Origin of the sequence: Saccharopolyspora elongata, assembly GCF_004348985.1 — a bacterium.
Lineage (GTDB): Bacteria > Actinomycetota > Actinomycetes > Mycobacteriales > Pseudonocardiaceae > Saccharopolyspora > Saccharopolyspora elongata.
In genome coordinates this window covers 66106-92701 of record NZ_SMKW01000037.1, presented here as the reverse complement: position 1 = coordinate 92701, position 26596 = coordinate 66106, and the positions used below count along the sequence as shown (strand labels likewise).

The window sequence follows — 26596 nt, the reverse complement described above, 5'->3', positions numbered from 1 at the left end:
CTCCCGCTGCCCGAACCCCTCCAACCACAGCCGCCACACCTCATCGCCATGCCGCTCGACCACCGACACCACAACACCTCCACCAAGATCATTCCAGGAGATGTTGCACCCACCCCTTGAGACCAAGCCTAAAATTGGAAATCTCTCCGCGTCACGGAACTGTCCAATTTTAGGCAAAATCGGGAGCCCTCCTGGCCGGTCAGGGGCGGGCGGTGAGGACGTGCCAGCAGCGCATGCAGGTGTCCTCGCGTATCCAGTCCACTTCGGAGCGGTCGTGCAGGTCCGCCGCGTCCGCCTCCGCTCCGCAGAACGCCACGGAGGACTACGCGCTCGCCCTGATGGGAGAAACTCGGAAGCTGCTCAACGCAGCCTTGAGGGCGGTCGATTCGGTGAGGTGACCAATGGATGCCATCGCACGCTGGCGTACCTCCAGTCGCAGCAACGGGCAGGGCGGGATGTGCGTTGAGGTAGGCGGCGGCCCCGGCATCGTCGGGGTTCGGGATTCGAAGAACCGGGACGGGGCCGTGCTGGTGTTCCCCTGGCGGCAGTGGTGGCGTTCGTCTCGGGGTTACGGGATCTCCGCTGATGAATTGGGCCGTCCGGGCGGTTCGTGGACGGCGTTTCACGAATGTTGTCCAGCCCCGGACCCGACCCTTGCACTCTCTGCGTTCGTGATCACAACACAGTGTGAGCAGTAGTGATCACGAACGTGGAGGGGAGCTGCGTCGACCACGGGGATGGAAGGCCGGAATATGCCCACGCCTGGCGGTTCCGGTCACCGACCTCACACCGCGCGACAACGCCGGCGAAAGCTTCGAGAACGTCGACATGATGCAATCCGCCGGATCAAAGCGAGCCGCCCCGGCGGCCACGACACTGCGCGCGATGACCGAGGAAAAACGGCCAGCCCACCGCTAACCACGGCGACCAGCTGGGCCGCGCGCCGCTCCCCAAGTGCTGAAGTGGTTCGACGCCTCCGAACCGGACGGAAGGACGCCTCCAGTCCTCGTGAGTGGTTATTCCGGTAAGAACCGGAACAACCACTCACGAGCACTCAGATCACTTCAAACCGTCTGCGGGAGTCCGCATTCGACCGGGAAGTACGTCGACACCTCGATTCTCGCCGGGTCCTCGAGCAATTCCTGCCGGAGCCGCTGCAGGCAGGCCGACGGTTCGCCACCCAGCGCACGGCCCAGGTCCTCGAACACCTGCAGCGCCCGGGGCAACGCACCCGACCGCTGGAGCGCGATCATCAGCAATGCGCAGGTGTTCTCGTCCGCCGGGTGCGCCGCCACCAACTTGCGCAGCTCCGGGATCAGCGCCGCGTGCCTGCCCAGGTGGAGATCGGCGACGATCCGCTGTTCCAGCACGCGGGCGCGGGCATCTTCGATGGTCGCGGCGGCCGCCGCCAGGACCCGGCCCATCGGCACGTCCACCAGGACCGGCCCGCGCCACAGGTCCAACGCCTGGCCCAGGTACCTCGAAGCGCTCTCCGCATCGCACTTCGCCAGGGCGGCGCTGCCGCTCGCGGCCAGCCGGTCGAACTCGGCGAGGTCGAACGAACGCGGTGCCGCCACGAGCTGGTAGCCGTTGTAGCTGCGGGCGAGCAGCTCCTTGGCCGTCCGATTGCTGCCGGCCGGCAGCGAACCCTCGATCCGCCGCCGCAGCTGCAAGACGTACGTCTGCAGCGTCGTCGGGCCGCTGCGGGGCACCGCATCTCCCCAGATCTCCGACATCAGGGTCGACGCGGAGACCGCGCGCCCGCACCGCAGGGCCAGCAGGGCGAGCACCTGCCGCGGCTTCCCGGCGGTCGGCACGATCGAACAGTTCCGCAGCCGGACCGAAACCGGCCCCAGCACGTTGATTTCCAGTAACGGCATGCCCAGCAACCATCCGCCTACGAGTTGGACGAAGTTGTCAGCCGGGACGGGTGATCGCAGCACCGATCACGCCCGCAGCGCGCGGCACGTCCCGAGGTCCCCAGTCCTCCGTCCGGGCAGGATCAGCCGTGGTGCCGGGAGGGACCGGGTGAAGCCGCGACGAAGTGCGTCACCAGGACGCCGGTTCGCCGGGCATCGCGGCCGCCCGCTCGCGGCCGCGGCGATTCGTCGATGCCGTTCGCGTCAGGGTCTGCCGTGCACATCCGGGCCGGAGCGGAGCACATCGCCACCGCCGGGCGCACCCGGTGAAATCCCCCAGCAGATCACAACTCCCATGCCAAAGCCCTCCCGCTCATCCCCAGGAAAACCCGCGTTACCGATCACCATACCCGGCTAATCGACCGGGCGTCGCCGAAAAATCGCGCCGGTGCGCGCTCAGGCCGGTTTCGCGGCGGTCAGCACCAGCACGAGCGGGCGCCCCACCAGCCACGACGCCCACGGAACCTCGTCGACCATCTGCTCGTCGCCGGAAAGCTCGTGCCGCTGGAGGTCCGCGAAACCGGAGCCCGAGACCCAGCCCGCATAATCGTCCACTGTGTACGGGTAGGCGACCATCTTGAACACCTCGCCGGCGTCCTCGAACTGCGCCGACATCCCGGTCGCCGCCATCTCGGGGTGGAAGACGGAGAACACCAGCCGCCCGCCCGGACGCAGCACCCGGTGGAACTCGGCGACCGCCCGCGCCGGCTCCTCCAGGTGCTCGCCCAGCAGGGCGCACAACACCGCGTCGAACTCGGCGTCGGCGAACGGCAGCGCCTCCTGCAGGTCGCCCTCGAAGAGCGGGACGCCCGGATGGCTGTGCCGGGCCACGTCGAGCATCCCGGCCGAGAAGTCGACGCCCTGCGGCTCCGCGCCCGCGGCGAGCATCGCGCCGAGGTTGCGCCCGGTTCCGCAGCCCGCGTCCAGGATCCGCTCCCCCGGCTTCGGCGCGAGCAATCCGACGCTGTGCCGGGAGTCCAGCGACACCACCGGATTCGGCGTTCGTTCGTACGTGCTCGCCCATCGGTCGTACCCGGCTTTGGTCGTTATCTCTTGCATCTGCATCCTGGACCGCCCGAAGGTAATGTGAAACAGTCAGCGGGGGGAACGTGGTCGAGCTGGGGGGCGAAGCGCACCGAACCGCCGAAAACCCGTGACACCCGGTCGAAAACGTTGCACCGCGATGACTGTCGGCCGATTGCGCGAACCGAGCCGGTCACGCGCAATCGCAGCCTACCGGCCGGGCATTCGGTGGGCAACCGAACGGGTTGCCGCGATCGGCACCCGCGTCCGCTCGACGCAATCCGGGGAAATCCGGGAACTACCAGGAGGCCAGCAGGAAATGCCGGAAACATCGTTAAGGGTTCTCGTCATCGGCGGCGGCATCGGCGGCCTCTGCCTGGCACAGGGATTGCGCAAGGCCGGGGTGGACGTCGCGGTCTACGAACGGGATCGCACCCGGACCGATCGCCTGGAAGGCTACCGGATCCACATCGACCCGCACGGGGCGAAGGCGCTGCACGCCTGCCTGCCGCCGGAGACCTGGGAGACGTTCGTGCGCAGCACGGTGGACCTGGGCAGTTTCCGGTTCCTAACCGAGGATCTGCAAGAACTGATGGTGATGGAGCAGGACGCCCGCGGCGCCGCGGGTTCCGGGCCGACCGAGCGCTCCCACGCGATCGACCGGGTGACCCTGCGCGAGGTGCTGCTCACCGACCTCGACGAGGTCCTGCACTACGACAAGAAGTTCGAGCGCTACGAGCGCAGCCCGGACGGCGAGATCACCGCGCACTTCGCCGACGGCACGACGGCCACCGGCGACGTCCTGGTCGGCGCGGACGGGGTCAACTCCCCGGTGCGCAAGCAGTACCTGCCGCACGTGGATCGGGTGGACACCGACGCCTACGGCATCGGGCTGAAACTCCCGCTCACCGAGGAGGTTCGCGCCTGGCTGCAGCCGCCGCTGTCCACCGGGCGGAGCATGATCATGGCGCCGGCGCCGTTCTTCCTGTCCATCTCGGTCTTCGACCGCACGGCCGCGATGGACGACATTCCCGAGACGCGCGGCGACGACGCCTACGTCGGCAGCGCCTTCGTGATCCGCCGCAGCGCGTGCCCGGCCAACATCGAGGCCCTCGACGGGCCCGAGCTGAAGGGCCTGATCGAACGGCTCGTCGGCGACTGGCACCCGCAACTGCGCAGGCTGATCGCCGAATCCGACCCGGAGAGCGCGCTTCTGGTGCCGTACAAGACATCGGTGCCTGTCAAGCCGTGGGAGACCACCAACGTCACGCTGCTCGGCGACGCGGTGCACAGCATGTCGCCGGTCGGCGGAATGGGTGGCAACACTGCCTTGCGCGACGCGGATCTGCTGTGCCGCCAACTCGTTTCGGCGCGCGACGGCAAGGCGGCGACCACCGAGGCGATCCGGGTCTTCGAGGCCGGGATGCTCGAGTACGGCTTCGCCGCGGTGCGGAAGGCGTTGCAGTACCAGAAGCAGGGCTTGCAGAGCAACAAGGTCGCGGTGTCGCTGTCGAGGGTCTTCTTCCGCGCCATGAACGGCATGATGCAGCGGAAGTGGCAGCCGGGACGGGAACCCGCCAGGTCGGCCGCCGGGAGGTGACCTCGGTCCCCGGGAGCGGCGATTCCCCGCCGTTCCCGGGACCGACGCCGATTTCGCGCGAAATCGCCTTCGGCCAGGCGTACCGGGTGCTGATTTCGCGCGAAATCGCCCGCCCCGACGGGAGGCGGGCGAGACGCTAGTGCCAGCCCGCCTCGTAGAAGTCTCCTGGTGCTCGGCCGGAGCCGATCATCACCTGGAGCAGGCTGGTAAGGCCCGTTCCTTCGATTCCGAGCAGGCGGTTGGTCTGCGGCACGTGGTAGCCGAGGCTCGCGTGGCAGCGCAGCCCGAGCGCCGCCGCGGCCAGGTAGAGCCGCTGCGTCAGGATTCCGGCTTCCATGTTCTGCACCCGGTACCAGCGGTCGCCGTGCGCGCGGAAGCCGCTCTCGTATTCGCCCACCGGGTAGATGCACAGGTTCGTGTGGGTGAGGTTGAAGAGCTTGATCAGCAACGCCTCCTGGAGTTCGCCGCCGATTCCGGGTGCTGCGCGCACGAGCTCCAGGTCGGCCTGCTCCGGCCGGTAGCGGTAGACACCGGATTCCAGGCCGGAAACCCGGTTCACCGCGCAGAGGAGCGCGGTGTGCCGGACAGTGGGTGACGGCGCGTCGAGATCGTTCCGGTAGCCCTCGGCCGCCGCCGCGAGCAGCGCCGCGAGCGCGTCCTGGCCCAGGTCGGACGGGGTGAAGTAGCCCATCGAGGAACGCCGGGCCCGCAACCCGTCGAGCGGGTCGACCCGGCGGTCGGGCAGTGCCACCGTTCCCCCGCCGGGCACGGCCGAGGCGCTGACCTCCGGTTTGGTGCCCGCCTCCGGCCGCTCCGCGGTGCGCCTGGACGCCTGGTGCACCTCGGCTTGCAGCGGCAAGGCCGCGATCGACCAGTCCCGCTCCGCCACCGAACCCGAGCCGGTCCGCGGGAGTTCCGCGCCCTCGACGGGTCGCGATCCGCCCGAGGTCCGCTCGACGGGGCCGAGAGCGATTGCTGCGTAGACGCTTTCCCGCATCGGGTCGAGCCGAAGCAGGCCGTCCAGGGTGTCGTCGGCGAACTGGTACCGCACCCGCGCCTCGGTCCGGTCGCGCGCGGCCACAGCGAGGATCTGCCCGATGAGGACACCGATGTCCAGGCCGCACAGCCGGTACGTCACGTCGCCGTACTTGAACGCGTTCTTCCAGAAGAACGCGGTCGTCAGCAGCGTCAACCCCGAGCGTTCGCCGCCGAGGCCGGCGGCCAGTTCGGGCGTCCAGTCGCCGTCCCGCAACGTCACCAGCGAGTGGTGCGCGGCGTCGTAGTGGTAGGCGCCCGGTGGAATGCCGCTGCCGGGGCCGGCCACCACGTACAGCTCGGCGGGGAACCGCGAACCGCCGGACGGGACCGGCCGCAACGCGTTCCTGGCGAGCTTCGCGCCACCGCCGGGCTCCGCTCCCCTGGTGCCGATCAACCGGCGCAGGGCGTCGGCCGTCGTCCACCGGTAGCGGGTCACCCCGTAGCAGTCCAGCAGGAGTTGCCCGAGCCGATCGGTGGGCGTCGCCCCGGTGGTCCGGTAGCCCAGCGGGATCCGCGGCTTGTCCCGGTAGACCTTGAACTGGGTCGGCGAATCGCCCCAGTCGATCTCCTCGGGAATCGGCATGCCCTCGGCCAGTGCCAGGTACTTGCGGGCGCTCGCGGCCGACTGCTCGGTGTTCAACTCGCACTCCCGGTGATCTCGGAAACCGCCCGCCACAGCAGGTACATCAGGTAGGACTCCTCCGGGAGCGTGACGCCCAGCCGGTTGTTGTGCATGTGCGAGCAGAACAGCAGCACGCTGGCGAGTTCGGCCTCCCGATGCCGCTGCGGAGGCATCAGCACCTCCTGCACCGCGAACCGGCCGCCCTCCCGGAGCAGCCGCAGCTCGTCGCGCAGGGTCGTGGTCGCGCCGGCCCACCGCGCCACCGCGGCTCCGGCGCGCTCGGTGGCACCGGATTCGACCGCCCGGACCAGCCCTTCGACGACGCCGAGCAGCCGGGGCCGCTGGCGCTGGTACTTCGCCTCGAAGTGGGTCTCGGCAGCATCCGGATCGCCGAACACCAGCCGTCGCCCCCAGTCGAGGTGACCGGTGCCGAGGTAGTCGGCCAGGCCGTCGGACCCGCCTGCCGCCGTCATCGCGCAGACCAGCATCATCGCCAGCGCCTGCCCGGTGCGCTGGTCGCCGGCCGGGCCCTGCACCAGCAGGTCGGCCACCAACTCGCTGGACTCGGCGAAGTGCCGTTCGACGACGCCCATGGCCTCGGGAGTGCCGCCGTAGCGCGCGTATTCCGGTTCGTAGGGCACGTGCCGCACGGTGTTGTTCGGTTGCAGCGGTTCGGTCTCGCGCTGGCCCCGCTCGATCCCCACCAGCGGATCGGCCACCTCGCGGTATTCCTGCTCGGTGACGGCCGTGAGGGACGGGCGGTCGCGGAGGAACTCCCCCACCCGCCGGTCGAGGAGTTCGACGACCTTGTCCGCGTCGCCGGGCGAACGCGGTTTCAGCCGCAGCCGCAGGTGCGGGCCCGCCTGCCAGTGCCGCACGAAGAAGTGCCCGTCGAGTCCGCCGCCCAGCTCCGCCACCAGCGGCCGGACCGCGCCGGTGACGACCGCGTCCAGCGGATCGTGGTAGTGGATGTGCACGCTGACCCACTGCGTTTCAGCCATCGCGTCCTGCCTGCGTCAGCTCGACCACCAGCTCCGTGGCGCGAGCGCCGTCCTCCTCGCCGGGAACCAGCTCCTGCGGTCCCGGCAGCATCTCCTCGAAGACCAGCAGCTGGTCGGTGCTCGCGGCGACCTCCTCGAAGACGTGGCCGAACAGTTCGCTGCCGAAGTCCAGGTACACGGGCTTGCGCGTCTTGTCGAACAGACCGTCCACACGGGACCGCTGCGAGGCGTTGCCGTGCCCGGCGACGGCGCGGACGAAGCACTGCTGCGGGATCCGGTGGCGACGCCGCCAGCGGTTCACCTCGATCAGGTGCTCCAGCGCCGAGCCACCGGCGGCGCGCCTGGGCAGCAGCCCGCTGGGCACCACCCACGCCGCGCGGTTGAGCACCAGATCGCCCAGCGCCAGGCGCGGATACCGGCGGACGCCGTCCACCTCGGCCACCGGGGCGGCGGTGGACAGCTGCTTGATGAACTCGAAGCGCGGCACGGCCTGGCCGAACATCTGGATGAGGAACCGGTACGCGGGCGGCAGCAGGAACTCGACCATCACGCCCAGGTGCACGGGCATGATCTCCACGCCGTGGCCCTTCGAGACCAGCCGCAGCACCCCGGCGCCGGGGTCGTGCACGACCAGGAGATCGCTGAGCGCCAGCCGCCGGTCCGGCGGCCGGTCGCTGGTGCTCGCCGGGTAGCTGATCTCGTAGTGGGTCAGCGGGTGCTTGAGGTTGAGGTTCGACCCGACGGTCCCGGTGATCTCTGCGTACCGCAGGGGCGTGGTGGCCGCCTCGGGCGGGGCGAAGGTCCCGCCGCCGGTGCGCTGCCCGAGCCGAAGCAGGCGGGCCTGGCTGCGGCCGAATCCGGTCATCAGCTCGTTCAGCACGGCGCGCGGTCGGTCCCCGGCGATCGGCTGCAGGTAGCAGGCGACCGATTCGATCGGCGACACGAATTCCGGTACCTCGTCGAGGAATTCGCCGATGGCCCGCGCCGAGAGGTTCCGGACTCCGGCATCGTCGACGGCTGCTTCGGCCACCGCGGCGACCAACCGCTGCTGCAGGGCGGCCAGCCGATCCAGCCGCTCCAGCCCGATCCGCGGGACCGGGAACGCCCGCTCGTAGCAGGTCGCCAGGTCCGCCCCGCTGACCCGGCTGCCGGTGTCCGCCGGATTGCCCGTCGCCCGGCCGAAGTCGCGGTAGAAGTCCAGGAACGGGATCTGGGCGCCGGCGCCGTAGCGGTCGGCGAAGAACGCCTCGGCGGCGATGCGGCCGGGCAGGAACCGGTCGTACAGCCCGGCCATCCGCCGCACGAGTTCGAGCCGGTCGAACAGCCCGCGCCAGGATTCCAGCCGACCGGTCACCGCGCCGCCGGTGATCAGCACGTCCTCGTAGAAGGCCTGCTTCGGGAACTCCGCGCCCGAGTCGTCCCAGCCGAGCCGGGCGTAGACCTGCCGGAGCCGGTCGGTGACCGCGGCCGACTGCTCGAACCGGCTCCCGGGAGCGTCGAGCCGCCCGTAGGTCTCCAGCTCGTCCCGCAGCGCCAGCAGGGTGGCCCGGACGTCGGCGACGCGGTCGCCGGGGAAGCCCGCCAGTTCGGCGGCGAGCCTGCCGAGGTGGTCGGTCTCGTTGTCCGGTATCCCGAAACCGATCTCGACCAGGCCGATGTCGATGAGCTGGTCGAGGAATCCCGCGATCTGCGCGCTGCGATCTTCCCGGTCCAGTCCGGCCAGCGCGCGCACCACGCCGCGGTAGGTCCGGTCGACGCCGTGCCGGATTTCCCCCAGGAAGCGTTGCAGCGTCGGGGTGTTCGCCAGTTCCAGCACGGCTTCGCCGTCCTTGCGCCCGAGGAACCGCAGCACCTCGCCGTCCTCGACCACGCTGGTGTTCACCGCGAGCGGCAGGTGCGGCCGGATCTCGGGCCAGCCCGCCAGGGCGCGCGGGATCTGCTGCTGCGTGAAGGCGTTCAGCTCGACGACGCTGCGTCGCGAGCCGCCCGCGTAGTGCAGCTGCGGGCCGTAGTCGATCCACCGGCCTTCCGCGAAGCCGGTGAACGTGCTGTACGGGCTGGTCTTGGCCGCGGTGCGCGAGAGGTACTTGGCGAGCTTGCGCTCCAGCTTGCGATCCGGCTGGTCCGGCGACGCCTTGCGGAGGCTGAGGTAGAGATCCGGGCTGGCCAGCACCAGGCCGCGCTGGAAGGCCGGGTCGGCGGCCAGCTCGTGCACGGCGTGCCGCTGCCGCGCCACTTCCGCGGGCAGTTCCGCTTCGGCGGCGGCGATCAGCGCGCCGCGCTCGTGGACGCGGCGCTGCCAGCCGGTGAGCGCCTCGGCCAGTTCCGCGGGCAGCTGGGCGAGCAGTTCGTCGTCGACACCGGAGCGAGGCTGCCTGCCTTGGTACACGTCGCGGCGCAGGTTGATGAGCCGCCTCCGCAGGCCGGTGTCGGTGGTGCGGCCGACGACGTCGTGCAGTGCGTCTGAAAGCGCGTCGCCGTGCGCTGAAAGCCATTGCTCCGCATTGAGGATCTGCTCGACGAGTTCGGCGGTGCGCTCGGTGCGCAGCCGTCGGAGGAAGGCCAGCGGCATTCCGGCGACGCGCACCGCGAAGGCCGGTTCGACGCGGTATGTCATCGGCTCCCGTCCCACCTCAGAAGACGACCGGGAGCCCGAGCTGGACCCCTGGCCGGTTGTGCGCGATCGCGATCTGGAAGAACGGGGTCAGCTTCGCCTCGTCCAGCCGCAGGATCGACTCGACACCGGCCGCGTCGTATCCATTGTGGACACGAGCGGCCAGGCCGTGCGCGGCGCTGAGCACGCAGAGCCGCTGCGCGACGATCCCGGCTTCGAGGTTGATCAGCCGGTAGGCGCGGTTGCCGAAGGTGCGGCTGGCCTCGGCGTGGTCCGCGGCCAGGTACAGGACCGCGTTGGACGCGCACAGGTTCAGGTTCGGCACCGGCAGGGTGCCCTGCAGCGGCCGGGAGAAGTCGCCTTCGGCGACCAGGTGCAAGCCCGCGTGCTCCCGGCAGAACCGGTAGACGCCCTTCGCCAGCCCGGCCACGTCCAGCGCCACGACGTGCAGGCTCACCCCCGGCTCGGCCACCCCGTCGCGCAGATCGCTGCGGTACGGATCGGTCGCGTACCGCACGATCTCCCAGAGATCGGCCAGCGGCAGCGTCTTGGCGATCGGGTTGAACAGCACGTTGCCGGAGTTGCGCGCCCGCAACGTCGCGCCGAGGCCGATCGGCTCGCGCCGCGCGGGCGGCATCGGCAGCGTCGGCGTCTCGCCGCTGTCACAGCGGCAGCCGGGAGCCGACACCGGGAGCTGGCGGGCTCCCTCAGCCGCGTCGTCCAGCAGGGAGTTCTCGGCGATCGAGGTGAACAGCGCATCGTGCGGGTGCACGTCCCCCTCGGGCCGGACGTAGCGGTGCGAAACCGGCGGGACCGGAACGTCCGGCGCCGGTTCGGCGGCCGATCCGTCCCGGCGCAGCGGCAGCGCCGCGAACAGGTGCTCCTCGGAATCCACCAGGCCGAGCAGCCGCCCGGCGCGCCGGTCGGCGAACTGGAAGCCGACCTCGCCGCGCAGACCCAGCGCGCCGGCGACCATCAGCAGGTTCCCGGCCACCATGCCCGCTTCCTGGGCGCACAGGCGGTAGGAGTAGCCGCGGTACTTGAAGGCGTTCTTCCAGAACAGCGACGACAGCAGCAGCACGCTGTGCACGTCGTCGACGTCCGCGCCCAGCAACCGGCCCAGCTCGGCGCGGAAGTCGCCTTCCCGGATCAGTGCCAGGCCGTGGTGCAGGGTGTCGTAGTGGTAGATCCCCGCCGGGACCTCGCCGGTGCGGGGCATCCACAGGTAGAGCTCGGTCGGGAAGTAGCACCGGGCCGACGGCACCATCCGGTGGTACGGCCAGACCGCCCCCGGGCCCTCGTCCCAGCGGGAGAATCCGTAGCCGTAGTAGAGCAATGCCGACAGCAGCTGCGCCGGCTCGCGCAGAACCGGCTCACGCGCGGTGAAACCGGCGAAGGCGCTGCGCGCGTCGCCGATCTCCAGCGGAAGCGCGCCGGGCAGCCGGTGCCGCGGCACGTCGCGGTAGATCTTGAACGGCAGCGGATCGGCGCCGATCGGCTCCTCGCCGAGCACCTGCGCGAAGAGTTCCTCGGCCTCGTGCACCGTGCGGCGCAGGTAGTGCTCGCCGATGTCCAGGTCCCAGTTGCCCATTGAACCTCCAGCGCCCGCGTCACGGGAAGGGATGCGGGTGCGGGTTGATGTCGGCGTCGGTCAGCGGCCGGTCCCGGTAGCCGAGCTCGTGCGGAATCCGGTGCAGGCGCTCGAAACCCCGGTCGCGGCGCCGCATGTGACCGAAGGTCATCGGCAGGCAGCCGGGGATGATCACCTTGACGCAGGCGAAGTCGCCCGCCCGGTGCTCCGGCGTGGTCTGGTCGACCACGACGACGTCCAGCCCGGTGCGCACGTACTGCTGCAGCGTTTCCGACAGGTCGTCGCGCAGGTCCGCGTTCTTCGGCTTCTGGTAGTAGTCCTTGAACGCCTCGGCGAAGGTCTGCCGGACCGGCGAACCGTTCAGCAGGAAGTCGAACCGGTCGAAGACCTCCGGCGCGCCGTTGAGCGCGGCGTGGTCCTCCATCGACACCACCGCGTAGGGATCGGCCAGCATCTCCTCCACCCGCGGCCGGTTCTGCCGGTGGAACTCCGGCGGCCTGCTCACCAGCGGCCCCAGCTCCATCAACGCGCTGATCAGCGCCTTCTCCGGGTTCAGGTTCGAGCCGGAGGCGCACAGCACCTTGGGCATGTCGCGCATGCCCCGGCGGTCCACCGCCAGCACCCAGAAGCACGGCACGCCCTGCTCCATGGTGATGTTGAAGACCTCGATCGAGTAGCCGGAGAAGCTCTCGATGTGCTCGATGATCAGCGGCACCTCGGGGTTCGGCGCGGATCGCGGATCGATCCTCGGCACCGACAGCTGCGCGTACCAGGTCATCAGGAACGCGTCCCGCTCGGCGACCTCCAGGATGCCGTGCAGGATCGCCTCCTCCAGGCAGCCGCCCAGCGCGCAGCCGTTGGAGATCTCGTAGACGAACGGGTGGTCCCGGGTGTTGCGGTAGACGGTGCCGTAGTAGGCGTAGTTCTCCGGCACCAGGATCGGCCGCTGCCGGGCGAAGGAGTAGCCCCACACCCAGTTGAAGGTCAGGTCGTGGTGGTAGCGCGGGTACGGGAAGCCCGGCCGGCTGTAGAGCTCGTCGGTGTGCAGGCCCAGCGTGGTGGGGTCCAGCGCGTCCGGCCCCAGCTCGCGGTAGCTCGCGCGGACCGCCGTCCGCTTGCCGCCCGGCTCGATGCCGCCGTAGCGCTCGATGCCCTCGGCGATGGCGGTCAGCTGGCTGGCGGAGAAGTCGAGCTGGTGCCCGTAGCCGACCTCGGTGCGGGTGGTGGCCCGCAGCCCCATCGGCGCGCTCGAACTCGGGAAGACGCTGCGCCCTTCCTTGTAGACGGCGCGCAGCAGCCCGGCCTCCGAGTCGACGTAGACATCGCGCAGCCGGTCCTGCTCGCCCGCCAGGGAACGGACCCGGTAGCCGTCGACGGAGGCCTTCGGCCGGTGCTGCAGCTCGATCTCCGCGCCCTCCCGGGTGTCCAGCGGCAGCCGGCCGCACCGGTCGCACAGCGGATCGGGCAGCCAGCGGTGCGTGCTGGTGCGCAGGTCGTCCAGGGAGAGGCGGAAGAGGCTGCCGCGGGTGCTCGGCGTCGCCGGGTCGGCGGCGAACCGGTCGACCTCCCGCACGATCAACGCGCTGAGCAGGTCCACGGCGAACCCGGTCAGCCACTGGCCGCCGATCGACGCCATCCTCTCGGGGTGCGCTTCCAGGACCTTGGCGTAGTCGGTGCCGTCGTTGCGGGCGCGCAGGCGGCGCTGCTCCACGCACTCCAGGCAGCCTTCGTCCAGAGTGGACACAAAAGGGCCGATGAGCGCCGCACCGGGCGTGACGTAGGCCGGCAGCAGCGGAATCCCGCTGGCACGCGACCGGTCGCTCCACCGCCGGTGCCGCTGCCGGTCCCAGCCGTCCTCGACGAGCAGCACGATGTCCACTTCGGATTCGTTCTCGGCGTCCACCACCGCGTACCGCTGGGACACCTCGCGCCACGTCGCCGCGTGGAGCGCGCCCTCGCCCGCGATGCCGACCCGGATGGTCGCGCCGGTTGCCTTGTGCACGTCTTCGGCCACTAGTTCTCTTCTCCGAGCACGACGTTGACGATGTAGGGCAGCACCCGGTTCAGCGCCGGGTCGTGGTCCAGCGGCACCGCGACGGGCCGGTGCCCGGCGGCGCCCAGGCGGCTCAGCAGGAGCTCCTGGACCTCGGGCCAGCCGTCCGGCTGCGCTGCGGCGACGATGGCCGCCTGCGGGCCGCGCAGCTCCGGCGGCAGCTCGGGCAGGTGCGCGGTTGGGGCGGCCGCGTAGCGCGGCCACTCGCCGGCCTGCGCCTGGTGGTGCCGCAGCGCCTGCTCCAGCACCTCTTCGAGCGCCTGCCCGATGTCGAATCCCGAAGCGCAGCCGACGGTTTCCGGGCCGACGCAGGCCACGAAGGTCGGCACGCCGAGCGAGCCGGTGATGTCGTGGATCGCGACCTCGACGCCGACGATGTCGAGCATCTTCCAGTAGCGCTCCGCGCGCTCGGTGCGCGGAGCGGCGGCGGGGTCGACGGCCGGGCGCACCGACTCGGCGACTTCCGCGACGGTGATCCGGTCGGCCAGCGCCAGGAGGCCGCGGCCGACTGCCTCGGCCCAGGTGGAGCCGGAGGCGAGGCCGGGCAAGTCCGCCGCGTGCGCCAGCACCCCGCGCAGCGCGGGGAAGACGTCGGCGGCGGGCAGCGAACGGGCCGCGCCGCTGATCAGGTCCAGGCCCCAGGTGCGCGGCTCGTCCGATCCGCTCAACCGGCGCCGGTCGACCGCGCTTGCCGCGTAGAGCTCGCAGGCGCGGCGCGCGGCGCGCTCGCGGGCTTCGGTGAAGTCGGTGGCCACCTCGACGGCCGCCGCGCTCTCCCGTTCGAAGTCCGGCAGCAGCAGCACGTTCGCGTACTCGGCGCGCGACACCTTCAGCGGCAGCTGCCCGAAGTCGCCCTCGTCCAGGCTGGCCAGCAGGCCGGTCGACGGCTCGAAGCAGGCGGCCGCGGCGGCCGAGAACTCCTCGCCGGTGATCTCCGGCCCGGCTGCGAGATCGCGCACTGCGGCCAGGAATTCCGCTTCATCGCGCGGCTCCGGAGCCCCGTGCGCGGTGCACAGCGGGTGCCGGGTGACCGGGTGGTTCGAGCTCTGCAGGGTCTCCAGGTCCAGCCGCACCAGCGCGCCCGCCGTCTCCACCGGACCGGCCTCGGTGCGGTGCTTGAACACCTCGAACGACAGCTGGTTGGCCACGATCGCGGCGGTCGGCCCGGCCAGGAACTCGCTGGGCGTCGCGTCGGGCCGGTCGGCGAACTCGGCCTCGGCGCCTTCGCGCCTGCCCAGCACCCGCAGCCGCGCGCATTCCCAGCACGCTTCGTCGCCCGGCGCCACCAGCGGCCCGACCCACGCCTCATCACCGTCCACAATGGCCTGGATGAACAGCGTGCCGAGCTCGGCGCAGGCCCGGTTCAGCCTCCGCGCGCGGTCGAGCATCGGCTTGTCGGAAACGTGGATGACGGCGTCGAACGATCCCAGCGCGGCCTTGCACTCCTCGACCGAACCGTCGACGGCGGCGCGGTGCTCGACGATCGACTGCGCCGAGTCGCGCTCGCGGGCGTGTTCCAGGTAGGTGTCGAGGCGCGACCGGTCGGTGGCGGCCTCGTCGGTGATCGCGACGTGCACTTCGAGCAGCCCGGCGTGCAGGCAGGCCTGCGCGAGCGCGACCGCGGTCTGACCGGCGCCGACCAGCAGCACCTTGCTCTCCCGGAACCGCTGGAAGCGGTGCGCCGCCGAGTCCCGGTAGTAGTCGATGAACGCGATCTCGGACTCGTACGCGGCGAGCACGCCGTCATCGAGCCCGTGCGGACGGTCGTCGCCGACGTCCTTGATGAAGCCCTTCTGCACCAGCCCGCCGATCAACCCGACAACCATGCGCTTGCGGTCCTCGGACAGGCTCGCGGTGATCTCGTCGAGCGTGTGCGCGCCGGTGAGGAACGGGGCGAGCTTGTCCACCCACTGGTAGATGTGCTTGCCGTCCAGCGTCAACGTTCCGTGGTTGCTCACGAAGTAGATCCCCTCCGCGGAGGGGAGGTACAGCGTGTCGTTCTTGAGCTTCGGCTTCACTTGTCCATCCAGGGCAGCAGAAAACGGGATCATGGCGGACGCACGACGAGCACGGGGCCCGCCGGGCATGCAGCTCGACGAAACCCCGCGCCCGCCTATGCGGAAGACGAGCGAACTCGCCAGTCGGGATCAGCGCAGGGCGCTAGCTCCCGGCTCTCCGCAGGTGGCGCCAATCAGCCACACGGGCAGCAGCAGCAGCTGCAGGTGCAGCAGCAGCAACCGGCGGAAGCGCCGACCTCGGTCATCCCGTGGCCCATGCCCAGGGACTGGAGGTCGTGGTCCGCGTCAGCGCCGAAGGCGAGGCTTTCCACCTGCAGGCTTTCCAGGTCCAACTTCAGATCTTCCATGCCATACCCCACATTCGGGTCGACGGAATAGTTGATTTGTCAACGCAATTCCCGGGATCCCGGCGCCGACGTGCCCAGTTCTAGCACGAGATCCGTTGGCATGCCACGAAAAAGTCCAGCACAACGGGCCCGCGAGCCCGTCCCGGACCGACAATCCCAGGTAGGGATCGAATAACTAGAGAATCGCTAGAACCTTCGCCCAGCAGATGTTAACGGGAGGTTACGCCAAATAGAGCAAGGAAGGCGAACCGGCGCTCGGCTAAACTTCCGCGCCACACCTGACACGGAGGCTTCCTGAGAGAATTCTGAGAACAGGCAACGATTTTCGGGGCACAGGCGTAGCTAGGGGATGGACAGGAACTCGAGCACGTGCGGCCAGCTGTCGCGACTCGCCGCCTCATCCGCCACCGGGTCGCCGCCCATCAGCAGCCGGTTGAAGCCGGCGCCTCGCGGCCGCGCCGCCGTCCCGGGAGCACCGAGCAGGTGACCGGCGTCCGGATAGCACACGTGCCGGTGCGGGAACGCGTGCCCGCGCGCGTCGAGCCGAGCGATGATCCGCCCGCCGAACAGCTCAGACGGCCACAGCGCGTCCTGGCCACCGCTGAGCACGAGCACCGGCCCGTTGATCCGCTCCACCTCGATGCTCGCGGCCGCGACGGCCTCGTCCTGCCCCATGGCGCGCTCGAAGGACGACCGGAACGACACCGGACGACCGCTCAAGAACCCCTGGAACTCGGCCATTTCGGCGGCGCTCGGCGGCAGCATGGGCACGAACGGGACAGGCTCGCCGCCCCGGCTCCACGACGACCGCGGACCGGCCATCATGGCCCGGGGATCCGACGGCACGGCCTGCCACGCCACGCTGCTGGGCACGTGGGCGACCACCGCCCGCACCAGCTCCGGATGGGCCGCTGCCAGCAACAACGCGAGTTCGCCGCCGCGCGAGCGGCCGAGCACGGCGATCCGGTCGGCGTCGACCTCGGGGCGGCCGGCGAGCAAGCGGAGCACACCGGTGAAGTACTCCATCGGGATCTCGACGAGATCGCGCGGGAGCCCCTCCGCGCCGAAGTACGCCACCGCGAGCGCGACGAAGCCCTGCTCGGCGAGCAGGCGGGCAGCGAGCTCGGGCACCGCCCCGGACGAGCCGCCGACCACGAGCACGGCCGGATGCGGCCCCGGCGACTTCGGCCTGCACAGCACCCCGACCAGGTCGGGGCGCGAAACCTGAACCGACACAACGCTAGCGTTCTCCACGGCGCCAGCCTAGCCACTCGCCCCGGGCATCCTTGTCCACATTGGATCGATCAGGAGGCGACGAAGTCGTTGGCCGAGATGCCGTAGTGCTCCTCCACGGCGTCGGCGATGAGGTGGCAGAGCAGGAACCGCTCCACCGGCAGCACGCCGATCCGGTTGAGGTGCAGGTAGAGGTAGTTGAGCGCGAACCGGAACCCGAGGAACCCCGGATCCCGCTGCAGATCGGCCATCCGGCCGCCATCGCCCTGCAGCAATCGGTGGAAAGTGCTGTGCTCCAGCATGCCCGGATCCCAGCTCTGCACCGCGTCCGGCGCGACCGCGCCCGCGAACGACAACTCGCCGGAGCCGATCAACGGCTCGGCGGTCGAGCGGAACCGGCCCAGCAGCCGGACCCACTCGGCGACGAACGGCACGTCGGTGCCGCCGCGCTCCACGCAGTCGAGCACGCCGACCAACCGTTCCCGCAGCACAGCGGCCTGCGACCGGTACTGCTGGACGCAGAACTCGCGCCGCGCGACGGGATCGGGGGCGCGCACGATGAAGCCCTCGGCGTGCGACCGGTAGGAGATGAAGCCGCGGTCGATGCCCGGCCACATCGCGTGCGCGGTGGCGATCATGAGGTCGGCGGCGAGGCCGACCCGGCTGCGCCCGGCGCGCACCTGGTCGAGCATCTCGAAGACCAGCTCGTTCGTCTCGTGGTAGAAGGCTTCGAGCAGCGTGGCGGCCGCCTCGCTGCCCAGCACGTGGATGCGCCGGTCGTGCGGCGCGTGCTGGATCGAGTTGTCCGGGTGGAACGGCGCCAGCGGGCCCGATTCCCGCTCCTGGCGGGCGACTTCGCGATGGGTGGCCAGCAGTTCCCGTTCGTCGACCCGCGCGGTGGAGGGGTGCTCGGCGAGGTACCGGTTCGCCGCGCTCTCCACCTCGGGCCGGATCACCTCCCGGAACACCGGCTCGGGCGCGCGGAAGCACAGCCGCAGGTGCGGACCGCGGAGCCAGTGGCGGACGAAGAACATCCGCTCGGCCTCCGCCGGCATCCGGGCGAACAGCGGCCGCAGGCACTCCAGGACGAGGTCGTCCTTCTCCGCCGCATAGTAGATCTGGACGCCGTGCCAGGTTCCGGATTCCGGTGGCGCAGACAGGTTCTCGTTCATCGCACTCCCCTGAGTCGCGGCTCGGCCCGCATTCAACCAAGAATCTTCCGATGCTGTCCAAGATTCGCCGCAGCCGCGCGGAAGTTCGGGTAGGCTCCGCGGCGTCGACCGCCCCGGATCCGGCGCGGTCCGCCGACTTTCCGGCCACTGCGGGGAGTTCGCCGCGCTACGAGCGCGGGCGATGGGGAGGATCATGGGCAAGCACTTCGCGTTCGTCTCGCTCGCCGCGCACGGTCATGTGAACCCGACGCTGCCGCTGGTGGAGGAACTGGTGACCCGCGGTCACCGGATCAGCTACGCGACCGGCGGCGATCAGGCCGCGGCGGTCCGGCGGGCGGGCGCGACGCCGGTGGAGATGCCGTGGCACGTCGAGCTGGCCGGGTTGGCGGGTCGCGGCTACACCGTGGAGAACATGATCAAGATGATGGACGCGGGCATCGAAGAGCTGATCACGACCTACGACGAGCTGGCGAGCCCGTTCCGGGCCGACCGCCCGGACTGCGTGTGCTTCGACGTCATGGGGCTGCCCGGCCGTGCCCTGGCCGCCGAGCTCGGGGTGCCGGGCGTGGGCCTGGCGCCGAACATGGTCGGCAACGAGCACTTCTCGCTGCAGCAGCAGATGTGGCCGGCCGACCTCGACCACACCGATCCGAGGCTGTTCGCGAGCGGCCAGAAGCTCGCCGGATTCGCGCACCGGCGGGGCCTGCCGCTGCAGGCACTGCTGCCGACCGCGGCCCGAGCCGGGCTGAACCTGGTCTTCCTGCCGCGCAAGTTCCAGATCGCGGGCGAGACGTTCGGCCCGGAGTTCCGCTTCCTCGGCCCGGCCGTGCCCGGACGAGCCCGCCCGGACGACTGGTCACCGCCGACCGCGGACGCGCCGATCCTGCTCATCTCCCTGGGAACGGTGTTCAACGACCGACCGGACCTGCTGCGGCTGTGCGTCGAAGCGTTCGCCGACACGCCCTGGCACGTGGTCATGGCAACCGGCCGCGCCGACCCGCCGGATCCAGTACCGGCGAACTTCGAGGTGCACCAACAGGTCCCGCAGCTGGCGGTGCTGCGGCACGCATCGGCGTTCGTCTCGCACACCGGCATGGGGTCCACAATGGAATCCCTGCTGCACGGCGTCCCGCTGGTGTCGCTCCCCCAAACGCCCGAACAGGCCTTCAACGGCAGGCGCGCCGCCGAGCTGGGCCTGGGACGCGCGGTGGACCCGGAAGCGGTGACCGCGGCGGAGCTGCGCGCGGCGGTCGAAGAGCTCGCGGCGGATCGAGCGGTGCGGGACAACTTGGCGAGCTGGCGGGAAGAACTGCGCAGCACCGATGCGGCGGCGCGAGGTGCCGACGCGTTGACGGAGTTCCTGGCCGGTGACCCCGGCTCGGTGGCGAAGGGTGGAGTGGATGTCTGACCTGGACCTCGTCGAGGTGGCCGAGGGATTCGAGTGCTACACCCCGGCGACCGGGAACCCGGTGCTGACCGAGGCGAAGCTGATCTACGACGAGATCTTCGGCCGGAACACCTACCTGAGCGGCCTGGCCCCGATCAACCCGAAGGGCCTGGTGGTCGACGCGGGAGCGAACATCGGCCTGTTCACGCTGTTCATCAAGAACCGCTACCCGGAAGCGTCGGTACTGGCGGTGGAACCGATCCCGGACAACGTCGAAGCCCTGAGAGCGAACCTCCGCCACCACAAAGCCTCCGGCGTCACGGTCCACCCAACGGCCCTGTCGGACGTGCCGGGCACGGCGGAGTTCTACTTCTTCCCATCGATGCCGGGAAACTCAACGGCCCATCTAGCGGAAAAGCTCAAGGACAAGCAAACGGTAGCGAAGTACGCGAACCCGACGATAGCGGAACAGCTCTACCGAAACGAAGCGCTCCAGGTCCCCACCACGCCGCTGTCGGACCTCCTACCCCCGAACGTCGAGATAGACCTGATCAAGATGGACATCGAGGGAAGCGAAGAAGCGGCCCTAGCGGGGATCGAGGACCAAGACTGGAAGCGCATCAGGCAAATGGCGATCGAGGTCCACGAAACAAGGTCCACACTGGACAGGGTCCTGGAGTCCCTCCGAAGCCGAGGCTTCACGGCGCGAGCCCAATCCCCGGAGGAAGCCCCAAAGGGAATAGACAACAGAATAGTCTACGCAACCCGCCCCTGACCCGCGCAACAGCACACAGCCGAGGACGAGCACCGAACGGACGCCCCACCGAGCGGGCTGCCCACTGATGTGCCTGGAGTCAGCGATGAGCGGCCGGGGGCCCGACCCGAACCGCCGATCAAACAGCGCTCCGCCCGGCGGCGCCAATCCGTGGCACGCCGACCATCAACCGAGTGAGGCGGAAGCACGGAGCGTCCTGGTCAGTGCCCTTCGGAGAGGGCGGCGGCGATGAAGTTGGCCGTCAGCACAGCGAAGATGTACGCCGGGAGCACCTGGATCAGGGCCTCCACGAAGGTCAGTGCGATAGCGAAGGCGAAAGCCACCAGCGAGACGGGCTTGAGCCACGCGCCGGCCTCCAGGAGGAGGTACTGCCCACCGAGGATGAACACCAGCAGGATCAGGTGCCCGGCGAACATCGCGGCGAAGACCCGGATAGCCAGGAAGACCGGCTGCAGGACGAACTTCTGGGCGAACTCGATCGGCGACAGAAGGACGTAGATCGGCTTGGGCACCCCGGGCGGGAACATGACGTGCTTGAAGTAGCCGACGAAGCCATGCCGTTTGATACCAACGCCATGCATCACCGCGTACACCACGAGGAAGAGCGCGATCGGGAAGCCGATGTGCGACATCGTGGGGAACTGGACGATCGGGATGATGCCGAAGATGTTGTTCACCAGGACGAAGGTGAACAGCGTGAAGATCAGCGGCACGAAGGGGCGGAAGTCCTCAGCGCCGATCTGCTCCCGCGCGATCTTGTTGCGAGTGAGGTCGTAGACGGATTCGGCTACGAACTGCGCCCTGCCGGGCACCAGCTTGAGGTTCCGGGTGGCGAGCAGGAAATAGGCACCCACCATGATCGCCGAGAGCACGACGAGGACCATCGGCTTGGTGACCTCGCCGAAGATCGGCGGAAGGACGAAACTCTCAGCATTCGGCGGCTGGAACGTTCCGCCGTCCGCCATGATCAACGCGCTCACTCTGATCCCTTTCCGCTCTACCCTGCGAACTTCGCTTCCGGGATGAATCAACACATTCCGCGATCAACATACCGGGGATCACCCCTTGATCTGGCCGATCTTGACACAGTTCTCGCCGTAGGAGACTCCTTCGCAAAGCCGGGCTTGATCGAGGTTGCTGCCCTTCTCGATCAGCTGCCACGCCCACACGTAGTAGGTGTTGCCCGGCTCCAAGAATTCTTTGTCGCCGACGTGCTCGCCGGAGTTCTGAGCGTGGAATTGCTCCGCGGTCAGGTATGGGGAAATTCCCGACATCGACCAGCAGGTGGTCAGTTCGTTGGTCAGGTCGCAGTCCGGGAAGTCGACGTTCCAAGTATTTTCGGAGAGCTGGTTGGTCTTCTCCAGCGGCTTGACCTTGAGCAGCAGCTTCACGTACTCGGTGCTGTCCGGCGCGGGTTGGCGGTCCGGGCCTTCGGCAGTGCGCGACGCCTCGATCACGGCCACGTCGTGGCGGCCGAGCTGCGGGATCCGCAGGGTCTCGCTCTGCGGCACCAACTCCTGCTCCAGCACCTGCGCCGAACTGTCCACCGCTGCGGGTGTGTTGTCCGCCGTCGAGCTCCCGCTGTTCGCGGGAGGCTCCGAGCCACCCACGGCAGCACATCCGCCGGCCGTGCCTACAACGACCGCCAATGCTCCGGCGATCGACCAGTGTCGGATCAAGATCCCTCCAATATCACGACGCACTCGAGACACCGCCGAACTGTTGGTCACTGTCGAGAACCCTTCCTGTGGGGGGGTGAACGCCTCGGGCGCCACATCCGGGATGTGTCGTGCTGGATGCAAGTTTTGCCTATAAGTGGCAACGGAATTCGCCACGATCGATGTGTCAGTTATAGGCAGAACCGACCGCAGGTTGAGGGCGCGGAGCCTTCGTGCGGCAGCGCTCACACCTGCCTGGGAACCCCCAGCTCCCAGGCAGGTGTGGCTGATCGGGCGGGTGATGTCCCCCGCGCCGTGGTTCAGCGGAGAACGGGCAGCGGCGACTTGGGGATCCGTCCGGTGGCCGCCTCGATGAACGAAACGGGCTCGGCGATCTCCGCGAGCAGATGGACCGTTTCGCGCAGCGCCGCCGCGGGAACCTCCGGTGTCAGCTCCAGCCCTTCGAGCACATCGAGCAGATGCACCACCGACTCCATCAGCACGATGCGCACTGCCTCACCCCAGGTCGTCACCGCGTTGGCTCCCGGCCAGGGGACGAGGGACGTCGCCCCGCGGTCTCGCAGCGCGGCGACCGCACGCGGGGCGTCGTCGGCATAGTGGCCGATCAGACCGGCCCGATCAAGGCTGTTCGCCGTGGCCACGGCGGCATGGGCGACCTGGTCGGCCATCTCGTGCGCAACCCCGCCAGGGGCGTTGAACCCACGCAGGATCTCCACTGCGGTGACCGGTGCCGCGGTGGTCTTCACTGCGGCAGCGGGCGGATCGGCGACTGCGGCGGGGAACATGCCCACATGCGCGTAGAGCGCAGCCACATCCCAGCCGGGGCAGCGCGTCGCCCTCGACCACTGCTGCTCCGACAGTCCCGCGCCGATCTCGGCCCAACAAGCCCAAACCGCCTCCAGGGCATCGACCCGCTCACGGTAGCCACCCATCTATCAACCACTCCTCGAAACAGGAAGGACCCGGTCAAAAGCCGAAATCACCTCGGCGCGCCCCGGAAACCCCGGCGTGCAGCATCACCAGCGGCGACCCGGAACTGATCACCACGAACCTTCAGCTCGCCATTCCGAACCTCGACCGACTCGATCACCTATGTCAACCATGGTGTCATATTGACATCTCGGTTGCCAACTTGGGGGCCGAGTTGTTCCAGCAGAAGCAGGAAGCCACGGCCGAGGCCCGGAGGGAGGCGATGCAGATGGTCAGCCGTTGCTGGGTCCCATGACGGGCCCGGCGCGGCGAGGACAGGACGTGGAACTGTGCGCAGCGACGGCATCCGCCGCAACCACTCGCCGAGGCCTCCGCCCCGACTCCAGATCGCCATAACCGGACAAGACCCTCCCGGCCGCGCAGTTTTCGGCACCCCGTTTCTTGCTCAACCAACCGACTCGCAGCCTCGTCCTACTCGCGTCATGGCACCCGACAGCCCGGCGCGCAGCTCTCCATCCGGGAACGGAACTCCGACCGCTTCAATTGGGCTCGCGGTTGCCGAAGTGCCATAATGACACCATGGTTGTCAAAATCGACTCCCCGCTGCCGCCGGAACAGCTCGGCCCGCGGCTGGCCGAGATCTATGCCGTGCTCGGCCCGCTCTACCGCAGAGCAACCCGCGTGGTCGAAAACGAAAGCCCGCAGACCGGGCTTTCCGTCGGCGTCCGCACCGTCCTCGAACTGCTGGAACGCACCGGGACGGCGGAAACGGTCCCGCAGATCGCCCGAACCCTAGGACTCAGCAGGCAATTCGTGCAGCGCATGGTCAACGACGCGCTGGAGCAAGGATTCGTCGCGCTGAAGAGAAACCCCGCCCACCGCCGATCGTCACTGGTGGAGCTCACCGAGCCCGGCCACACCGCCATCCGCGCGGTCCAGGGGAGCGAACACGAGGTACTGGGTCACGTCGACGGCGACCTCACCGACGCCGACATCACAACGACCCTGCGAGTGCTGCGCCAGATGCTCGCCGCAGTAAACGAAATCGACGTCTGACCTTCTGCACCACACCGAGTACTGACCGGGCAAAGCCCAGAGTCGTACCGGGCGTAACGAATCCCCCCCAATCTGTCCACTCAGGACATCGTTGCGGTGACCTCTCACGGCTTCTGGTGGTCTGGTGCCAGGACGCGCCAGGCGATGACGGCACCGGCGATGGCGAAGGCGGCGCAGATGAGCATGGCGATGCTCTGCGCCTGGGTGAACGCGAGGTGCGCGGCGCTGATGAGGTGCTGTTGCTGGTCGGTCAGTTCGCCCAGAGTGCTGCCCAGGGATGATCCGGCGTGGACGTTCAGCGTCGGGGGCGCGAAGTGCCGGTAGCCGGCGGCGACGATGCTGCCGATGAGGGCCACGCCCAAGGCGATGCCGAGTTGCTGGTGCGTGTCGTTGAGGGCTGAGCCCATGCCCGCGCGGTCTGGTGGCACGGCTCCGAGGACAGTGGTGTGGACCGCTGGCGAGGCGAGTCCCGATCCGGCTCCCGCCAGGAAAAGTCCCCCGGCGATGACCGCGTAGCCGCTGGTCGGGGTGAGCATGCCAAGGACGGCGAAGCCGACTGCGGTGACGGCGAATCCGGTCATGATCGAGCGGCGGTAGCCGATGCGGCCGGGGAGCCGTCCACCGATCGGCGAGGCTCCGACCACGCCGATGGCCAAGGGGATGACCGCGAGACCTGCTTGCAGAGGGGTGTACTCCAGGACGTGCTGGAGGTGCTGGGTCAGGATGAACAGCACGCTGCCGGTGCCGATGGCCAAGACAGCGACCGCGGCACTGGCCCCGGCGAACCGGCGATCCCGGTACAGGCCCATCTCGATCATCGGGGACTGCGCACGCCGCTGACGCACCCAGAACACGACCGCGCTGGCGACAGCCAGGGCGACGCATGCGAGCACGACCGGCGATAGCGGCCCGTGATCGGGAGCGAGGGTGATCGCGGCGACGAACGAGCCCATGGCCAACGTGACCGCGGCCGCGCCCACCAGATCGATGCAGCGATGCTGCCGGTCGCGGGACTCGGGGACCAGCCAGGCGATCAGCACGCTCGCCGCTGCCGCCAGGACGGCATTGATCACGAAGATCCCCGGCCACCCCCACTGCTCGACCAGCACGCCACCGATGAGCGGTCCGACAGCCATCGCGGCCGAGCCGACCGCCGACCAGACCACGAACGCCTTGACCCGCTCACCAGGCTCGAACACGTGCACCAGGATCGCCAGCGTGCCCGGCATCACCAACGCCGCGCCGACGCCCATGAGCGTGCGGGCCACGATCAGCCACAACGCCGTAGGCGCAAACGCCGCCGCCACCGAGGTCGCGGCCAGGATTCCCAGCCCGACGATTACGGCCAACCGGCGGCCGCAACGGTCCGCGATCAGCCCGGCGGCAACCAGGAGCCCGGCGAAGACCACGACATAGGAGTTGAGGACCGCCTGCAACTCGGCCGGGCTCGCCCCAAGCTCGTCCTCGATGGTCGGGATTGCGACATTGAGGATCGTGTTGTCGACGACGATCACCGTGAGCGCCACGCAGACCGCGCTCAAGATCACCCACCGCCGGGGATCACGTCGGATGCCACTGACCACACTTTCACCTACATCCATGGTTACAAACCTACAGTGTAGGATAAATTCAGTGCCGATAAGGTGAGGGCATGGTCGTCAAACGCAACGAGGACGTGCCCGGTGCGGTGTGGTTCCGCGAACCGCAGCAACGCCGCAAAGCTCCCGCGCTGAACCGTGAGCGCATCGTCGCGGCTGCTGTCGACCGGCTCGACCGCGAAGGAATCGACGGGCTGAGCCTGCGCAAGATCGCCGGCGATCTCGACGTGCACGCCACGAGCCTGTACTGGCATGTCGCGACCAAAGGCGACGTTGTCGACCTCGCACTCGATGAGGTCTTCGCCGAGATCACACTTCCCGACGGACACAGCGCAACGGACTGGAAAGAGGTCGTGCTGACCTATATGCGGCAGCTTCGTGCGATGCTCTTGCGTCACCCGTGGGCAGCGTCGCTCGCCAGCACCCGACCTCTGGCGGGACCGCACGCGCTGGCACGCTCCGAGACCGTATACGCCGCGCTTGACAGGGCCGGGTTCGAAGGAATCACCCTCTCAGCGGCCGCTGCCGCGATATCGAACCTCGTCATCGCGACCGCCTCATCCCAAGCAGCCTGGGCCAGACAAGCAGAGGCCAACAGCAGGGATGCTCTGCGTCAGCGCATCGCCCACGATCAGGAGCTCTACCCGACACTGGCCACGCACCTGGCAGCCTTCCTCGGCGACTGGGACTCACAGTTCGAAATCACCGCCCAGACCTTCATCACAGGCCTCGACGCCGGTCGCAAGCAAGACACACGCTGACGCCCGCCGAGCCACCACCAGTTGCACCTGGCTGGAAGTTCGGGATCGAGCGAGTTGTGGCCTTCGTAGTAAATGCGGGCCGCCGATGCGTCGGTCCGCGTCAGCCAATACAGGGTGACGTCGTCAAGAACGCTGCTTTCGCGGTCCCCGCGACCGCACCTACCGCATATCGGCGCGGG

Annotated in this window: 21 protein-coding genes; 6 read left to right on the top strand and 15 right to left on the bottom strand. The window is 69.2% G+C overall.

What is annotated here, in order from left to right; genetic code table 11:
- The first annotated feature begins 401 nt into the window (after positions 1 to 401).
- Positions 402 to 698, top strand: coding sequence for a DUF397 domain-containing protein (locus E1288_RS50445; protein WP_132489390.1), 297 nt, complete (start codon positions 402 to 404; stop codon positions 696 to 698).
- A gap of 366 nt (positions 699 to 1064) precedes the next feature.
- Here the strand turns inward: E1288_RS50445 and E1288_RS25875 are convergent, their stop codons facing one another.
- Positions 1065 to 1880: an AfsR/SARP family transcriptional regulator gene (locus tag E1288_RS25875; RefSeq protein ID WP_207954555.1), complete on the bottom strand. Its 816-nt coding sequence runs from the start codon at positions 1878 to 1880 to the stop codon at positions 1065 to 1067.
- A 435-nt stretch (positions 1881 to 2315) separates the two neighbouring features.
- Positions 2316 to 2978 carry a class I SAM-dependent methyltransferase gene (locus E1288_RS25870; RefSeq protein ID WP_165968257.1) on the bottom strand — a complete coding sequence of 221 codons (663 nt, stop codon included), beginning with the start codon at positions 2976 to 2978 and terminating at the stop codon, positions 2316 to 2318.
- A gap of 283 nt (positions 2979 to 3261) precedes the next feature.
- Here E1288_RS25870 and E1288_RS25865 point away from each other — a divergent pair, with 283 nt between their 5' ends.
- Positions 3262 to 4542: an FAD-dependent oxidoreductase gene (locus tag E1288_RS25865; protein ID WP_165968256.1), complete on the top strand. Its 1281-nt coding sequence runs from the start codon at positions 3262 to 3264 to the stop codon at positions 4540 to 4542.
- Between the two features lie 136 nt (positions 4543 to 4678).
- Here the strand turns inward: E1288_RS25865 and E1288_RS25860 are convergent, their stop codons facing one another.
- The 9 genes from E1288_RS25860 to E1288_RS25820 all read right to left on the bottom strand — a co-directional run bounded on the left by E1288_RS25860 (position 4679) and on the right by E1288_RS25820 (position 18231).
- Complete coding sequence (locus E1288_RS25860; protein ID WP_132489385.1) at positions 4679 to 6220, bottom strand: SagB family peptide dehydrogenase; 1542 nt, start codon at positions 6218 to 6220, stop codon at positions 4679 to 4681.
- The gene (locus E1288_RS25855) at positions 6217 to 7203 is read right to left on the bottom strand and encodes a lantibiotic dehydratase C-terminal domain-containing protein (RefSeq protein WP_132489383.1); all 987 of its coding nucleotides are present in this window, start codon (positions 7201 to 7203) and stop codon (positions 6217 to 6219) included. Before E1288_RS25855 ends, E1288_RS25860 begins: the two co-directional genes overlap by 4 nt.
- Positions 7196 to 9820: a lantibiotic dehydratase gene (locus E1288_RS25850; protein ID WP_132489381.1), complete on the bottom strand. Its 2625-nt coding sequence runs from the start codon at positions 9818 to 9820 to the stop codon at positions 7196 to 7198. The genes E1288_RS25855 and E1288_RS25850 overlap by 8 nt, the downstream gene beginning before the upstream one ends.
- Positions 9821 to 9836: 16 nt before the next feature.
- Positions 9837 to 11408, bottom strand: coding sequence for a SagB family peptide dehydrogenase (locus E1288_RS25845; RefSeq protein ID WP_132489379.1), 1572 nt, complete (start codon positions 11406 to 11408; stop codon positions 9837 to 9839).
- A gap of 19 nt (positions 11409 to 11427) precedes the next feature.
- Complete coding sequence (locus E1288_RS25840) at positions 11428 to 13422, bottom strand: TOMM precursor leader peptide-binding protein (protein ID WP_165968255.1); 1995 nt, start codon at positions 13420 to 13422, stop codon at positions 11428 to 11430.
- On the bottom strand, positions 13422 to 15479 hold the full coding sequence (locus E1288_RS25835) for a TOMM precursor leader peptide-binding protein (RefSeq protein WP_165968254.1): 2058 nt from the start codon (positions 15477 to 15479) through the stop codon (positions 13422 to 13424). The genes E1288_RS25840 and E1288_RS25835 overlap by 1 nt, the downstream gene beginning before the upstream one ends.
- Positions 15480 to 15652: 173 nt before the next feature.
- The gene (locus E1288_RS25830) at positions 15653 to 15826 is read right to left on the bottom strand and encodes a GE37468 family thiazolyl peptide (RefSeq protein WP_132489374.1); all 174 of its coding nucleotides are present in this window, start codon (positions 15824 to 15826) and stop codon (positions 15653 to 15655) included.
- Positions 15827 to 16168: 342 nt separating this feature from the next.
- On the bottom strand, positions 16169 to 17062 hold the full coding sequence (locus tag E1288_RS25825; protein ID WP_165968253.1) for an acyl-CoA thioester hydrolase/BAAT C-terminal domain-containing protein: 894 nt from the start codon (positions 17060 to 17062) through the stop codon (positions 16169 to 16171).
- A gap of 68 nt (positions 17063 to 17130) precedes the next feature.
- On the bottom strand, positions 17131 to 18231 hold the full coding sequence (locus E1288_RS25820) for a thiopeptide maturation pyridine synthase (RefSeq protein WP_165968252.1): 1101 nt from the start codon (positions 18229 to 18231) through the stop codon (positions 17131 to 17133).
- 193 nt (positions 18232 to 18424) lie between these two features.
- Here E1288_RS25820 and E1288_RS25815 point away from each other — a divergent pair, with 193 nt between their 5' ends.
- Positions 18425 to 19639, top strand: coding sequence for a macrolide family glycosyltransferase (locus E1288_RS25815; RefSeq protein ID WP_165968251.1), 1215 nt, complete (start codon positions 18425 to 18427; stop codon positions 19637 to 19639).
- Complete coding sequence (locus E1288_RS25810; protein WP_132489366.1) at positions 19632 to 20393, top strand: FkbM family methyltransferase; 762 nt, start codon at positions 19632 to 19634, stop codon at positions 20391 to 20393. The genes E1288_RS25815 and E1288_RS25810 overlap by 8 nt, the downstream gene beginning before the upstream one ends.
- Positions 20394 to 20593: 200 nt before the next feature.
- Here E1288_RS25810 and atpB read toward each other — a convergent pair whose 3' ends face one another.
- The 3 genes from atpB to E1288_RS25795 all read right to left on the bottom strand — a co-directional run bounded on the left by atpB (position 20594) and on the right by E1288_RS25795 (position 23004).
- Positions 20594 to 21373, bottom strand: a complete 780-nt coding sequence (gene atpB / locus E1288_RS25805) for a F0F1 ATP synthase subunit A (protein WP_132489364.1) — start codon at positions 21371 to 21373, stop codon at positions 20594 to 20596.
- A 78-nt stretch (positions 21374 to 21451) separates the two neighbouring features.
- Positions 21452 to 21940 (bottom strand): hypothetical protein, encoded by a 489-nt coding sequence (locus E1288_RS25800; protein WP_132489362.1) that lies wholly within the window; start codon positions 21938 to 21940, stop codon positions 21452 to 21454.
- A gap of 431 nt (positions 21941 to 22371) precedes the next feature.
- Entirely contained in the window at positions 22372 to 23004 is a 633-nt protein-coding gene (locus E1288_RS25795; protein ID WP_132489360.1) for a maleylpyruvate isomerase N-terminal domain-containing protein, read from the bottom strand.
- Between the two features lie 577 nt (positions 23005 to 23581).
- Between E1288_RS25795 and E1288_RS25790 the strand changes: the two genes are divergently transcribed.
- The gene (locus E1288_RS25790) at positions 23582 to 24058 is read left to right on the top strand and encodes a MarR family winged helix-turn-helix transcriptional regulator (protein ID WP_132489358.1); all 477 of its coding nucleotides are present in this window, start codon (positions 23582 to 23584) and stop codon (positions 24056 to 24058) included.
- A 104-nt stretch (positions 24059 to 24162) separates the two neighbouring features.
- Here the strand turns inward: E1288_RS25790 and E1288_RS25785 are convergent, their stop codons facing one another.
- Entirely contained in the window at positions 24163 to 25659 is a 1497-nt protein-coding gene (locus E1288_RS25785; RefSeq protein ID WP_132489356.1) for an MFS transporter, read from the bottom strand.
- Positions 25660 to 25709: 50 nt separating this feature from the next.
- Between E1288_RS25785 and E1288_RS25780 the strand changes: the two genes are divergently transcribed.
- A complete protein-coding gene (locus E1288_RS25780) occupies positions 25710 to 26417 on the top strand; it encodes a TetR/AcrR family transcriptional regulator (RefSeq protein ID WP_132489354.1) in 708 nt (235 codons plus the stop codon).
- Positions 26418 to 26596 lie beyond the last annotated feature (179 nt).

Bases quoted from the DNA above. Each gene is read 5' to 3' on its own strand.
- E1288_RS50445 (WP_132489390.1), top strand. From the start codon at position 402: ATGGATGCCATCGCACGCTGGCGTACCTCCAGTCGCAGCAACGGGCAG.
- E1288_RS25875 (WP_207954555.1), bottom strand. From the start codon at position 1,880: ATGCCGTTACTGGAAATCAACGTGCTGGGGCCGGTTTCGGTCCGGCTG.
- E1288_RS25870 (WP_165968257.1), bottom strand. From the start codon at position 2,978: ATGCAAGAGATAACGACCAAAGCCGGGTACGACCGATGGGCGAGCACG.
- E1288_RS25865 (WP_165968256.1), top strand. From the start codon at position 3,262: ATGCCGGAAACATCGTTAAGGGTTCTCGTCATCGGCGGCGGCATCGGC.
- E1288_RS25855 (WP_132489383.1), bottom strand. From the start codon at position 7,203: ATGGCTGAAACGCAGTGGGTCAGCGTGCACATCCACTACCACGATCCG.
- E1288_RS25850 (WP_132489381.1), bottom strand. From the start codon at position 9,820: ATGACATACCGCGTCGAACCGGCCTTCGCGGTGCGCGTCGCCGGAATG.
- E1288_RS25845 (WP_132489379.1), bottom strand. From the start codon at position 11,408: ATGGGCAACTGGGACCTGGACATCGGCGAGCACTACCTGCGCCGCACG.
- E1288_RS25830 (WP_132489374.1), bottom strand. From the start codon at position 15,826: ATGGAAGATCTGAAGTTGGACCTGGAAAGCCTGCAGGTGGAAAGCCTC.
- E1288_RS25820 (WP_165968252.1), bottom strand. From the start codon at position 18,231: ATGAACGAGAACCTGTCTGCGCCACCGGAATCCGGAACCTGGCACGGC.
- E1288_RS25815 (WP_165968251.1), top strand. From the start codon at position 18,425: ATGGGCAAGCACTTCGCGTTCGTCTCGCTCGCCGCGCACGGTCATGTG.
- E1288_RS25810 (WP_132489366.1), top strand. From the start codon at position 19,632: ATGTCTGACCTGGACCTCGTCGAGGTGGCCGAGGGATTCGAGTGCTAC.
- E1288_RS25795 (WP_132489360.1), bottom strand. From the start codon at position 23,004: ATGGGTGGCTACCGTGAGCGGGTCGATGCCCTGGAGGCGGTTTGGGCT.
- E1288_RS25790 (WP_132489358.1), top strand. From the start codon at position 23,582: ATGGTTGTCAAAATCGACTCCCCGCTGCCGCCGGAACAGCTCGGCCCG.
- E1288_RS25785 (WP_132489356.1), bottom strand. From the start codon at position 25,659: ATGGATGTAGGTGAAAGTGTGGTCAGTGGCATCCGACGTGATCCCCGG.
- E1288_RS25780 (WP_132489354.1), top strand. From the start codon at position 25,710: ATGGTCGTCAAACGCAACGAGGACGTGCCCGGTGCGGTGTGGTTCCGC.